This window comes from Micromonospora sp. NPDC002411 (assembly GCF_053592955.1).
The window spans coordinates 1-12776 of the sequence record NZ_JBSFBM010000020.1 but is presented as its reverse complement, the minus strand read 5'-3'; the positions used below and the strand labels follow the sequence as shown (position 1 = coordinate 12776).

Sequence of the window (12776 nt, the reverse complement as noted above, 5' to 3'; positions counted from 1 at the left end):
CCCTCCGGCGTTGACCGGTCAGCGGTGCGAGTGGTCGCGGAAGCCGCGGCGGGTCTTGCGGCCCAGGTAGCCGGCGGTGACCAGGTGTTCCAGCAGCGGCGCGGGCGCGAAGCCGGGCTCGCGCAACTCCAGGTACAGCTCGCGCTGGATGGCCAGCGAGACGTCCAGCCCGACCACGTCGAGCAGCTCGAACGGGCCCATCGGGTAGCCGCAGCCCAGCTTCATCGCGTGGTCGATGTCGTCGGCCGTCGAGTAGCTGGCCTCCAACATCTTCACCGCGTCGTTCAGGTACGGGAAGAGCAGCGCGTTGACGATGAATCCGGACCGGTCGCCGCAGACCACGCCGGTTTTGCCGAGGGCGGCGCAGACCGCGCGGGCGGTGGCGGTGGTCTCCGGTGAGGTGCGGATGGTGCGGACCACCTCGACCAGCGGCATGACCGGCGCCGGGTTGAAGAAGTGCAGCCCCACCACGTCGGCCGGTCGCTGGGTGGCCATCGCCACGTCGATCACCGGCAGCGAGGAGGTGGTGGTCGCCAGCACGACGCCCGGCTTGCAGATCTCGTCGAGGCTCGCGAAGAGGGCCTTCTTGACGCTCAGCTCCTCGATCACCGCCTCGACCACCAGGTCGACGTCGGCGAGGTGGTCCAGCGTGGCCGACCAGGTGATCCGGCCGAGAGCCGCGTCCCGGTCGTCCTCGGCGAGCTTGCCCCGCACCACGCCCTTGTTCAGCGAGGTCTTCACGGCTTCGCAGACCGTCGCGGACTTCTCCACGCCACGGGTCACCGACACGACCTCGTAGCCGGCCTTCGCGAAGACCTCGATGATCCCGGTGGCCATCGTCCCGGAGCCCACAATGCCGACCTTGGTCACGACTGCGGGGCTCGCAAGCTCACTCCTCGCGCTCCCGAAGCCCACCTCCGTGTAGATGGCGCGCGCGCCGTCGGCGAGCGCGGTGTCCGTGGCCAGCGGCGTCGTCTCATCGGGTACGACCTTCGGCGAACCGGGCCGCTCGTAGGTGTAGAAGCCCCGACCCGACTTCCGGCCGAGCAGCCCCGCCGTCACCATCTGCTTGAGCAGTGGCACCGGGGCGTGTCGGCGGTCCCGACCGCCGCGCCGGTACATGGTGTCCAGGATCTCGTACGCGGTGTCCAGACCGATCAGGTCCATCAGCGCCAGCGGGCCCATCGGCAGGCCGCAGCCGAGCTTCATGGCGGCGTCGATGTCCTCCCGCGTCGCGTAGTGCGACTCGAACATGCCGACCGCGTGGTTGAGGTAGCCGAAGAGCAGCGCGTTCGCGATGAAGCCGGCCCGGTCGTTGATGGTGACGTCGACCTTGCCGAGCCGGGCGCAGAGCGCCTCGACGTCGGCGACCACCTCGGGCGAGGTGACGACGGTGCGGACCACCTCGACCAGCTTCATCACCGGTGCCGGGTTGAAGAAGTGGATGCCGATCACCTGGTTGGGCCGGCTGGTGGCCACCGAGATCTCGGTGACGCTCAGCGACGAGGTGTTGGTGGCGAGGATGGTCTCCGGACGGCAGACCCGGTCCAGCTCCGCGAAGATCCGCTGCTTGAGGTCCAGGTGCTCGGGCACCGCCTCGATGACCAGGTCGACGGAGTGCAGGGCGTCCAGCCCGACCGCGAAGTGCACCCGCTCGTGCAGGGCGTCGCGGTCCGCCGCGGCGAGCTTGCCCTTGGCCACCGCACGGTCGGTGGAGCCGGTGAGGGTGACCCGGCCGCGCTCCAGCGCCGGCTCGGAGATCTCGACGGCCACCACGTCGATGCCGTTGCGGGCGAAGACCTCGACGATGCCGGCACCCATGGTGCCCAGCCCCACCACGCCCACGGTGCTGAAATCGCGCGCCACGACCGGCCTCCCCAGAGACTCCGCACGGCCACTGAACGGCCGCTAAGGTTATGCGCGCGAGTCTGCCACGTGACGATGTGTTGTCGAGACGCCGTGGCATATTTCACCCACGGCACCACCGCCGCTGCCTCTAGGTGGCGGGCACCGTGGTCAGGGCCAGCAGCTCCGCGACGAACTCCGCCGGACGTTCCAGGTGCGGGCTGTGACCACAGCCGGGCAGCACCACCTCGTGGTACGCCCCGCCTTCCGCCGCGTACCGCTCCAGCACCGCGCGGGTCTGTCCGACCATCGGCTGCGGCGGACAGACCTCCTCGCCCGGCCAGCCGGGCACCACACCCAGCGAACCCAGGTACGCCAGGTCGAACAGCGAGGTGTCCGAGACGATGACGTCGGCGTCTCCGCGTACCCAGGCGATCGGGGGCTTCTCGGCGACGGCCACCAGGTCGTCGGCGACCCGGAACCAGGTCGGCGCGAGCGCGTTGAGCACGCCACGCTCCCCCGGCGCGGTGCCGGGCCAGTTGTCCGAGGGCACCGCCGTGCCCGGGTAGTTGTCGTCCCCGGTCGCGGTGGAGAGCACGGTGTCCAGCAGCAGGTCCTCGTCGGTGCCGAGCGAGGCGGGATCGGCCACATAGGTGGCTCGCAGCACGGCACGGGGGCTGGCCGGCGCGTCCACGCCCCGGTCGCCGGCCGCGAGCCGGGCGACGAAGTCCGGGTTCGCGGTGCCGGCGCCGGTGCCGGCGAAGTCCGGGGTGGTCGGCGTGCCGATCACGTCACGGGTGCCGCCGAAGCCGTACGGGGAGACCGGCGCCGCGAGCAGCAGTGCGCTCACCCGGTGCGGATGGTCGACCAGCAGGCGCATCGCCACTCCACCACCGAGGGAGTGCCCGACCACGACCGGGCGGGCGTCGGCGCCGAAGAGCGTCGGGTCGTCCAGCAGGGCGGCCACGTCGTCGGCGAAGTCACCAAGCCCTCGGGTGGCGTCCACCGGGGCCGTCTCGGAGTCGCCGTACCCGCGCAGGTCGGGGGCGACCACCCGCAGCGTCGGTGGCAGCCGTCGGACCAGCGGCTCCCAGAACAGCGCGGACGAGCAGTTGCCGTGGATCAGCAGCACCGGCGTGCCGTCGGTCGGGCCGGCCACGCGTACCGCCTGGGTGATGCCGTTCGCCGTCACGGTCCGCTGCTCGGTCTCCATCCGCGGCATGCTGCCACGAGGGCCCCCGCCGGTCCAGGTGTCCGGTCGCCATCCGGGGCGCGGCCCGAGTGTGGGCCGTGCTTATCGTCGCGTGCCCGGCGGCGTCGCCAACGGCAGCGGCAGTGTCGGTCGGACGTCCCGCCGGGACGGGCCGAAGCTGAGACCCACCGGATCGGTGAGCGCCACTCCGGGGTCGAACAGGCGCAGCTCGGTACGGCCGAGCCGGATCACGTCGCCGTCGGAGAGCAACTCCACCTGGGTGATCCGGCGGTCGTTGAGCCAGGTGCCGTTGGTGGAGCCCAGATCCCGCAGGGACAGGCCCTCCGGGGCCAGCCACACCTCGGCGTGGCGGCGACTCAGGTGCGGGTCGCTGATGACCACGTGACCGGTCGGCGCGCGGCCGATCACCTGCGGTTCGACTCGCACTCGAAAGCTCGCTCCGCGCATCGGCCCACCCGCGACCGTCAACAGCGGCATCAGTTCCGGATGTTCCTCCATGGACAGTCAGCCCTCCACCCCACACCGTTACTCCGCGCGTCAGCCTGCCATCAGACGGTAATCGTCAATACCGACCGGCCGGTCAGCCTCTCATCACCTCCCGGCCACCGACCGCTCGACGATTCGGGCGGAAGGTTTTCGCTACCACTGTCCTGACCTGCACTGATCAACGATCGGTCGGGGCTGCGCGACTCCCGTCGAGGCGCCTGGGATCAGTGAGCTACCAGTGAGTAATTTTCGGGTCTAGACTTCCGCCATGACGGCTGTGCATGTCCCGGGCATCCCGGTCATCGAGGCGGGCCAACTGGTTTCGACCAGCCCGGCCACCGGCGTCGAGGCCGGTCGCCTCCCCGTCGCCACCGACGTCGACGTGCGCCAGGCCGTCGACCGCGCCCGCGTCGCCGGCGAGTGGTGGGCCGGGCTCGGCTTCACCGGCCGCCGCGACCGGCTGCTGCGGTGGCGCGCACTGCTCGCCAAACGGATCGAGCAGCTGGCCGAGGTGGTCCACGCCGAGGGCGGCAAGCCGGTCCCCGACGCGATCGTCGAGATCGTCACCGCGATCGAGCACATCGACTGGGCCGCCCGCAACGCCGGCCGCGTGCTCGGCCCACGGCGGGTGCGGTCCCGGCTCATCCTCGCCGAGTTCTCCGGGCACCTCGAATACCAGCCGTACGGTGTCGTCGGCGTGATTGGGCCGTGGAACTATCCGGTCTTCACGCCGATCGGCTCCGCCGCGTACGCCCTCGCGGCCGGCAACGCCGTGGTGCTCAAGCCGAGCGAGTACACGCCCGCCGTCGGCCAGTGGCTGGTGGACAGCTTCGCCGAGGTGGTGCCCGAGCAGCAGGTGTTCACCGCCGTACACGGCCTGGGCGACGTCGGTGCCGCGCTGTGCCGCTCCGGGGTCGACAAGCTGGCCTTCACCGGGTCCACCGCGACCGCCCGGAAGGTCATGGCCGCCTGCGCCGAGACGCTGACCCCGGTGCTGATCGAGGGCGGCGGCAAGGACGCCATGATCGTCGACAGCGACGCCGACCTGGACGCCGCCGCCGAGGCGTGCGTCTGGGGCGGCATGACCAACGCGGGGCAGACCTGCATCGGCATCGAGCGGGTGTACGCGGTCGACTCCGTCTTCGACACCTTCGTCGACAAGGTGGTGACCCGCGCCGGTCGGCTGACCGTCGGGCCGGAGGGCGCCGACATCGGCCCGATCACCATGCCGAAGCAGATCGACGTGATCCGCCAGCACATCGACGCCGCGATCGCCTCCGGCGGGCGTGCCGCACTCGGTGGCCCGACCGCCGTGCAGCCGCCGTACGTCCACCCGACAGTGCTCGTGGACGTCCCGGAGGATTCCGCCGCCGTCCAAGAGGAGACCTTCGGCCCCACGTTGACCATCAACCGGGTCCGGGACGCCGACGAGGCCGTCACACGCGCCAACGCCCTGCCGTACGGCCTCGGTGGTTCGGTCTTCGGTCGACGGCGCGCGGTGGCGATCGCGCGGCGGCTGCGCTCCGGAATGGCCTCGGTCAACTCCACCCTGACCTTCGCGGGCATGTCCACCCTGCCGTTCGGCGGGGTGGGTGACTCCGGCTTCGGGCGGATCCACGGCGAGGACGGGTTGCGCGAGTTCGGCCGGGCCAAGGCGATCACCCGGCGTCGCGCCCGGTCGCTGCTGCCGTCGATGACCTTCGAACGGACGCCGACCGACATGGCCCGACTCGTCAAGGCGATCAAGGTGATGTACGGCAGGTGAGTGTCGGATGACCGATCTTCGGCAAAGATCGGGACCGCTCGCAGATGCGCCACTACTTCCCCGACTCGACGATGCTCGTCGAGCGGGTCTTCGGCCTGCCCAAGTCGCTGATCGCGGTGCGTACCGGAAGCTGAGCAGCCGATCAGAACAGCGTCAGCTCGTCCTTCTCGATGCCCCGCAGCTTGTCGTAGTTCACGACCACGCACCGGATGCCCCGGTCGGTGGCGAGCACCCGGGCCTGCGGCTTGATCTCCTGAGCGGCGAAGACCCCGACAACCGGGCTGAGCAGCGGGTCACGGTTCATCAACTCGAGATAGCGGGTCAACTGCTCCACGCCGTCGATGTCGCCACGCCGCTTGACCTCCACGGCGACGGCACGAGAGTTGGCATCCCGGCACAGCAGGTCGACCGGGCCGATCGCCGTCATGTACTCGCGGCGGACCAGCGTGAACCCCTCCCCCAGCGTCTCGGGGTTGGCGGCCAACAACTCCTGCAGGTGCGCCTCCACCCCGTCCTTGCGCAGGCCCGGGTCCACACCCAGCTCGTACGAGGTGTCCTGGAAGATCTCCTCCAGGGTGATCCGCAACTCCTCGCCGGCCTTGTTGACGACCCGCCACACACCGGGGGCCTCCTCCAACCGGCACGGAGGGCTCATCCAGTTCAACGGCTTGTACGCCCGGTCGTCGGCATGGATCGACACCGACCCGTCCGCCTTCACCATCAGCAACCGAGTGGCCGGCGGCAGGTGAGCCGAGAGCCGTCCGACGTAGTCCACCGAGCACTTCGCAATGACCAACCGCACCCGACGAGGGTAGCCGAGCACCCGCCGGTCGCCAGCGAGCGGCACTGGCGCGTCGATGCGATGCTGAGACCGTGTTCGAAGTTCTCACCGGCACCGGTCTCGCCGCCTCGGCAGGCCTGAACGCCTACATACCCCTGCTCATCCTCGGTCTCCTCGGCCGCTACACCGACCTGATCGACCTGCCCAGCGGCTGGACCTGGCTCGGCAACGGCTGGGTCATCCTCATCATGGCCGTGCTGCTGGCCGTGGAGATGGTGGCGGACAAGGTGCCCGTCGTCGACCACATCAACGACGTGGTGCAGACGGTGGTCCGACCGACAGCCGGCGGCCTGGCCTTCGGCGCCGGTTCCTCGTCCGAGACGGTGACGGTCAGCGACCCGGGAAGCTTCTTCTCGACCCACCAGTGGGTGCCGGTCGTCACCGGCGTACTGCTGGCACTGGGGGTGCACCTGCTCAAGTCCGCCGTCCGCCCAGTGATCAACGCGACCACCGCCGGCTTCGGCGCCCCGGTCGCGAGCACCGCCGAGGACGCGACGAGCGTGGTGATGTCCCTGGTAGCGGTCCTCCTGCCGGTGTTGGTGCTCGTCTTCATGGTCGGCCTGGCATTCTTCGTCTACTGGTTCTTCCGTCGGCGATCCGAACGCCGACGGGAACGTGACGCGGCCCGCGCCGCCGGGTTCCGCGTCTGACACCCAGGGCGCGTCTGGTCAGGGCAGGTCGTTGGCACGACGGATGACAGTCACCAGGTCGTCGATGATGCCGGTGAGGGCGAAGTCCTTCGGGGTGAAGACCCGGGCGACCCCGGCCGCCCGGAGGGTGTCCGCGTCGCCGGCCGGGATGATGCCGCCCACCACCACCGGCAGGTCCGCCCGGCCGGCGGCGCGCAGCCCGTCGAGCACCGCGGGCACGGCAGCCAGGTGCGACCCGGAGAGCACTGAGAGCCCGACCAGGTCGACGTCCTCCTCCACGGCGGCGGCGACGATCTGCCCCGCGGTCAACCGGATGCCCTGGTAGACGACCTCGAAGCCGGCGTCGCGGGCCCGTACCGCGATCTGCTCCGCGCCGTTGGAGTGCCCGTCCAGGCCGGGTTTGCCGACCAGCAGCCGCAGCCGGCCGCTGCCCAACTCACGGGCGGTGGCGGTGACCCGCTCCCGGACGGCCGCGAGTCCCGGGTCGCCGCCGCTGCCGGTGGCGCCGGCCAGGCCGGTCGGCGCGCGGTACTCGCCGAAGACCTGGCGCAGCGCGCCGGCCCACTCGCCGGTGGTCACCCCGGCCCGCACACAGTCCAGGGTCGCCGGCATCAGGTTGGCGGTGCTCGCGGCGTCCGCGCGGAGCCGGGCGAGAGCCGCGTCCACGGCCGCGCCGTCCCGATTGGCACGCCATCGGCGTACGCGGTCGACGGCGGCTGCCTCGACGGCCGGATCGACCAGCTCGACGGCGTCCGCTCCGGCGGCGGTGAGTGGGGACGGTTCGGTCTCGGCGTACCTGTTGACCCCGACCACCACGTCGGCGCCGGACTCCATCCGGCGGCGGCGCTCGGCCAGCGAGGCGACCAGGGCGCTCTTGAGGTAGCCGGTCTCCACGGCGGTGACCACGCCGCCCAGTTCGAGGACCTTGTCCAACTCGGCCCGTGCCCCGGTGACGATCTCGTTGACCAGTGCGGTCATCACGTGCGAGCCGGCGAAGAGGTCCGGATATTCGAGCAGGTCCGACTCGTACGCCAGGACCTGCTGCATCCGCAGCGACCACTGCTGGTCCCAGGGGCGGGGCAGGCCGAGCGCCTCGTTCCAGGCGGGCAGTTGCACGGCGCGGGCCCGGGCGTCGCGGGACATCGTCACGCCGAGCATCTCCAGCACGATGCGCTGGATGTTGTTCTCCGGCTGCGCCTCGGTGAGGCCGAGAGAGTTGACCTGCACGCCGTAGCGGAACCGCCGTTGTCTGGCCTCCGTGACCCCGTACCTCTCCCGGGTGATCTCGTCCCAGAGCACGCCGAACGCGCGCATCTTGGCGATCTCCTCGACGAAGCGCACCCCGGCGTTGACGAAGAACGAGACGCGTTGCACCACGTCACCCATCCGCTCGGCGGGCACCTGCCCGGAGTCGCGGACCGCGTCGAGCACGGCGACCGCGGTGGCCAGCGCGAAGCCGACCTCCTGCACGGGCGTGGCACCGGCCTCCTGGAGGTGGTACGAGCAGATGTTCACCGGGTTCCACCGGGGCATCTCACGCAACGTGTACGCCACCACGTCGGCGGTGAGCCGCAGCGAGGCCGCCGGCGGGAAGATGTAGGTGCCCCGGGACAGGTACTCCTTGATGATGTCGTTCTGCGTGGTGCCCGCGCAGCGGGTCAACTCGGCGCCCTGCTCCAACCCCACGCCGGCGTAGAGGGCGAGCAACCACATCGCCGGGGCGTTGATGGTCATCGAGGTGTTCATCTCGGCGAGCGGGATGCCATCGAACAGCGCCCGCATGTCGTCGAGGTGGGCCACCGGCACGCCGACCCGGCCGACCTCACCGGAGGCCAACTCGTGGTCCGGGTCGTACCCCGTCTGGGTGGGCAGGTCGAAGGCGACCGAGAGGCCGGTCTGCCCCTTCGCCAGGTTGCGGCGGAAGAGGGCGTTGGTCGCGGTCGCCGACGAGTGGCCGGCGTAGGTGCGCATCACCCACGGGCGGTCCCGCTCGGGCAGCCGCCCCGGAAATGCCGTCTCGTCCATGGCCGGAGTTTAAGTTACCGCCCAGTAAAAAGGGCTGTGGAAAACCACACAGGTCCATGTCGAGGACGTCCGGGCGGGAAGCACCCGCAGTGGCGCGCATCGCCACACCCCGGGCACGACCTCGGCCGGGTCAGGACGCACACTGGACGGCATGGATGACGAGCTGGCCATCTCCGTCCGAGGGCTGCGTAAGGCGTACGGCGACAACGTGGCGGTGGCGGGCGTGGATCTCGACGTCCACCGCGGTGAGGTGTTCGCGTTGCTCGGCCCGAACGGCGCCGGCAAGACCACAACTGTGGAGATCCTGGAGGGTTACCGACGGCGTGACGCCGGCGAGGTCTCCGTGCTCGGCGCGGACCCGGCGAACCCCGGCGCCGGTTGGCGCTCCCGCGTCGGCATCGTGCTCCAGGGCACCGGCGAGTTCGACGAGCTGACAGTGGCCGAGGTGGTCCGGCACTTCTCGGGCTTCTACCCCGGCGCCGACGACCCGGACAAGGTGATCGAGCGGGTCGGGCTGGCCGGCAAGGCCAAGGCCCGTACGCACACCCTCTCCGGCGGGCAGAAGCGCCGCCTGGACGTGGCCCTCGGCATCATCGGTCGCCCCGAGCTGCTCTTCCTCGACGAGCCGACCACGGGCTTCGACCCGGAGGCCCGGCGCGAGTTCTGGGACCTGATCCGCGATCTCGCCGCCGCCGGCACCACCATCGTGCTCACCACCCACTACCTGGACGAGGCGGAGGCACTCGCCGACCGGGTCGGTGTGATCGCCAGCGGGCGGGTGGTCGAGGTGGCCGCCCCGAACCAGCTCGGCAACCGGCAGGAGGCCCTCGCGACGGTCTCCTGGCGTACCCCGGACGGGGCACTGGAGAGCGTGCAGAGCGCGACGCCGACGGCGCTGGTCGCCGACCTGGCCGCGCGTCACGGCGGCGAGGTCCCCGGGCTCACCGTGACCCGGCCGACCCTGGAGGACGTCTACCTCACCATGATCGGACACGGACGATGACGACCACGACCAAGCCGGCGACGCCGGTCGCCGCGACCTCCAGCCGACGGCCGAGCGCCGGCGCGCTCGCAGTGCGCCAGGGCCGGCTGGAGATCACCCAGTTCCTGCGCAGCCGGGAGTCCGTGGTCTTCACGATGGGCTTCCCCATCATCATGATCCTGATCTTCGCGTCGATCTTCGACGGGACGATCGGCGGCGGGGTCAAGTTCACCCAGTACTTCATCACCGGCATGATCGCGACCGGCCTGATGACGGTGAGCTTCCAGAACCTCGGCATCTGGATCCCGATCGAGCGGGACCGGGGGGTGCTCAAGCGGTACCGGGGCACGCCGATGCCGAAGTGGGTCTGGTTCGCCGGCAAGGTGATCATGGTGGTGGCGATCGGCATCGCCGAGACCGTGCTGCTGCTGGCCGTCGCGGTGGCGCTGTTCGACCTCGACCTGCCAGGCACCGCCGGCAAGTGGTTCACCTTCGGCTGGGTCGCCGTGCTCGGCGTGACCGCGTGCACCCTGTGCGGCATCGCCATCTCGTCGCTGGCCCGCACCGCCCGCAGCGGCTCAGCGGTGGTCACCCCGGTCGCCCTGGTGCTCCAGTTCATCTCCGGGGTGTTCTTCGTCTTCACCGACCTGCCCACCTGGATGCAGCAGGTCGCGGCGCTGTTCCCGCTCAAGTGGATGTGCCAGGGGCTGCGCGCGGTCTTCCTGCCGGAGAGCTTCGGCGCGCAGGAGCCGGGCGGCTCGTTCGAGCTGGGACGGGTCGCGCTGGTGCTGGTCCTGTGGTGCGTGATCGGCGTGGTGCTCTGCCTGACCACCTTCCGCTGGACCACCAAGCGCGACGGCTGAGCGGCCGACCGGGGCGGACGCCCGCCCCGGTCGCCACCTCTCAGTACGTGTAGAAACCCTTGCCGGTCTTGCGGCCCAGGTCGCCGGCCGTGACCATCCGCTGGAGCAGCTCCGGCGGGAAGAACTTCTCGTCGGCCGTGTCGGTGTAGATGTTCTTCGAGGCGTGCAGCAGCACGTCCACGCCGGTCAGGTCGGTGGTGGCGAGCGGGCCCATCGCGTGCCCGAAGCCCAGACGGCAGGCCGTGTCCAGGTCCTCCGCCGACACCACGCCGGACTCCACCAGCTTGACGGCCTCCATCACCAGGGCGGAGATCAACCGGGTGGTGACGAAACCGGCGATGTCCCGGTTGACCACCACTACCGTCTTGCCGATCTCCTCGGCGAAGGCCCGTGCGGTCTCCAGCGTGGCGTCGCTGGTCTTGTAACCGCGGACCAGCTCGCAGAGCTGCATCATCGGCACCGGGGAGAAGAAGTGAGTGCCGACGACCGCCTCGGGACGCTCGGTCACCGCGGCGATCTGGGTGACCGGGATGGCCGACGTGTTCGTGGCGAGCACCGCGTCCGACTTGCAGATCTTGTCCAGGGCGCGGAACACCTCGTGCTTGATCTCCAGCCGCTCGAAGACGGCCTCGACCACGATGTCCGCGTCCGCCGCCGCCTCCAGGTCGGTGGTCGGGGTGATCCGGGCCAGCGTCGCCTCGACCTCGGACGCCTCGATCTTGCCCTTCTCGGCGAACTTCTCCAGCGACTTCCGGATGCCGCCGAGCCCTCGGTTGGTGGCCGCGTCGTCCAGGTCGCGCAGCGTCACCTGCCAGCCCGCCTGCGCCGCCACCTGGGCGATGCCGGAGCCCATCAGCCCAGCCCCGACGACCGCGAGTCGACCCGCCATCTACTTCTCCCTCGCTGCGATTGAGTGCCTGACTGCACCCTAGTCCGCGAGCCTGAACGATGGCTAAGTGGCGTCGTGGGGCGGCCTCAGATCTCCAGGGACGGCTCCTCCGGCGTGGTGCCCCGCTCGACAGCCACCCCGAGCGCGCGCAGGTCGGCCACGAAGTCCGGGTAGCCCCGGTCGACGTGGTGGACGTGGGAGACCTCGGTGACCCCCTCCGCACAGAGCCCGGCGATGATCAGCCCGGCGCCGGCGCGGATGTCGGTGGCCCGTACCGGTGCGCCGGAGAGACGGTCCCGTCCACGGACCACCGCGTGGTGTCCGTCGGTCTTGATGTCCGCACCGAGCCGCATCATCTCGTTGGCGAACATGAATCGGCCGTCGAAGATGTTCTCGGTGATCAGGGAGGCGCCGTCGCTGACCGCCGCCAGCCCGATCGCCATGGGCAGCAGGTCGGTGGCGAAGCCGGGGTACGGCAGCGTCACCACGTCCACCGCCCGGGGCCGGTCGTCCATCCGTACCCGGAAGCCGTCCCCCCGGGTCTCCACCAGGCCGCCGGCCGCGACCACCTTGTCCAGCGCGACCTCCAGGTACGCCGGGTCCAGCCCGGTCACCGTCACGTCCCCCCGGGTCATCGCCGCCCCGAACGCCCAGGTGCCCGCGACGATCCGATCCCCCACCGTGGCGTGTCGGACCGGACGCAGACCGGGAACCCCGGTGATCCGCAACGTGGACGTGCCCGCACCGGCGATCCGCGCGCCCATCTGGTTGAGCATCGTGCAGATGTCGACGATCTCCGGCTCCCGGGCCGCGTTGTCGATCATCGTGGTGCCCTGGGCCAGCACGGCCGCCATCACCAGGTTCTCGGTCGCGCCGACGCTGGGGAAGTCCAACACGATGTCCGCGCCGCGCAACCCGTGCGGGGCGGAGGCGATCACGAATCCGTGCTCGCCGGAGATCTCCGCGCCCATCCGGGTCAGACCGGAGATGTGCATGTCCAGCCCACGCGAACCGATGGCGTCCCCGCCGGGGTGCGCCACCCGCACGTACCCCCGGCGGGCCAGCAGCGGGCCGAGCACGCAGATCGACGCGCGCAACCGCCGGACCAGGTCGTAGTCGGCGTCGGCACCCGGCTGCTCGGGCACGTCGATGGTCACCGAACGGGACCGGGCGATCCCGCCCTGCGCGACCATCGGATCGACCGGATCGTCCGCGTC

Annotated in this window: 11 protein-coding genes; 4 read left to right on the top strand and 7 right to left on the bottom strand. The window is 70.7% G+C overall.

What is annotated here, in order from left to right; genetic code table 11:
• Positions 1–18 precede the first annotated feature (18 nt).
• The 3 genes from ACWCO3_RS04765 to ACWCO3_RS04755 all read right to left on the bottom strand — a co-directional run bounded on the left by ACWCO3_RS04765 (position 19) and on the right by ACWCO3_RS04755 (position 3505).
• Positions 19–1866, bottom strand: a complete 1848-nt coding sequence (locus ACWCO3_RS04765) for a 3-hydroxyacyl-CoA dehydrogenase family protein (protein ID WP_145779226.1) — start codon at positions 1864–1866, stop codon at positions 19–21.
• A 130-nt stretch (positions 1867–1996) separates the two neighbouring features.
• Positions 1997–3067, bottom strand: coding sequence for an alpha/beta fold hydrolase (locus ACWCO3_RS04760; RefSeq protein ID WP_435821810.1), 1071 nt, complete (start codon positions 3065–3067; stop codon positions 1997–1999).
• Positions 3068–3139: 72 nt separating this feature from the next.
• Positions 3140–3505: an FHA domain-containing protein gene (locus ACWCO3_RS04755; RefSeq protein ID WP_280116505.1), complete on the bottom strand. Its 366-nt coding sequence runs from the start codon at positions 3503–3505 to the stop codon at positions 3140–3142.
• 307 nt (positions 3506–3812) lie between these two features.
• Here ACWCO3_RS04755 and ACWCO3_RS04750 point away from each other — a divergent pair, with 307 nt between their 5' ends.
• The gene (locus tag ACWCO3_RS04750) at positions 3813–5309 is read left to right on the top strand and encodes an aldehyde dehydrogenase family protein (RefSeq protein WP_145779223.1); all 1497 of its coding nucleotides are present in this window, start codon (positions 3813–3815) and stop codon (positions 5307–5309) included.
• A 142-nt stretch (positions 5310–5451) separates the two neighbouring features.
• Here the strand turns inward: ACWCO3_RS04750 and nucS are convergent, their stop codons facing one another.
• Entirely contained in the window at positions 5452–6111 is a 660-nt protein-coding gene (gene nucS / locus ACWCO3_RS04745) for an endonuclease NucS (protein ID WP_145779222.1), read from the bottom strand.
• A 71-nt stretch (positions 6112–6182) separates the two neighbouring features.
• Between nucS and ACWCO3_RS04740 the strand changes: the two genes are divergently transcribed.
• Complete coding sequence (locus ACWCO3_RS04740; protein WP_450008499.1) at positions 6183–6800, top strand: DUF4126 domain-containing protein; 618 nt, start codon at positions 6183–6185, stop codon at positions 6798–6800.
• An 18-nt stretch (positions 6801–6818) separates the two neighbouring features.
• Here the strand turns inward: ACWCO3_RS04740 and ACWCO3_RS04735 are convergent, their stop codons facing one another.
• The gene (locus ACWCO3_RS04735; RefSeq protein WP_450008497.1) at positions 6819–8825 is read right to left on the bottom strand and encodes a protein meaA; all 2007 of its coding nucleotides are present in this window, start codon (positions 8823–8825) and stop codon (positions 6819–6821) included.
• A gap of 151 nt (positions 8826–8976) precedes the next feature.
• Between ACWCO3_RS04735 and ACWCO3_RS04730 the strand changes: the two genes are divergently transcribed.
• Positions 8977–9828: an ABC transporter ATP-binding protein gene (locus ACWCO3_RS04730; RefSeq protein ID WP_145779219.1), complete on the top strand. Its 852-nt coding sequence runs from the start codon at positions 8977–8979 to the stop codon at positions 9826–9828.
• Positions 9825–10670 (top strand): ABC transporter permease, encoded by an 846-nt coding sequence (locus ACWCO3_RS04725; protein WP_145779218.1) that lies wholly within the window; start codon positions 9825–9827, stop codon positions 10668–10670. Before ACWCO3_RS04730 ends, ACWCO3_RS04725 begins: the two co-directional genes overlap by 4 nt.
• 40 nt (positions 10671–10710) lie before the next feature.
• Here the strand turns inward: ACWCO3_RS04725 and ACWCO3_RS04720 are convergent, their stop codons facing one another.
• Both ACWCO3_RS04720 and murA read right to left on the bottom strand, forming a co-directional pair.
• A complete protein-coding gene (locus ACWCO3_RS04720; protein WP_450008494.1) occupies positions 10711–11559 on the bottom strand; it encodes a 3-hydroxyacyl-CoA dehydrogenase family protein in 849 nt (282 codons plus the stop codon).
• 86 nt (positions 11560–11645) lie between these two features.
• Positions 11646–12776 (bottom strand): UDP-N-acetylglucosamine 1-carboxyvinyltransferase (gene murA / locus ACWCO3_RS04715; protein WP_450008492.1); only part of this gene is annotated, 1131 nt, incomplete at its 5' end.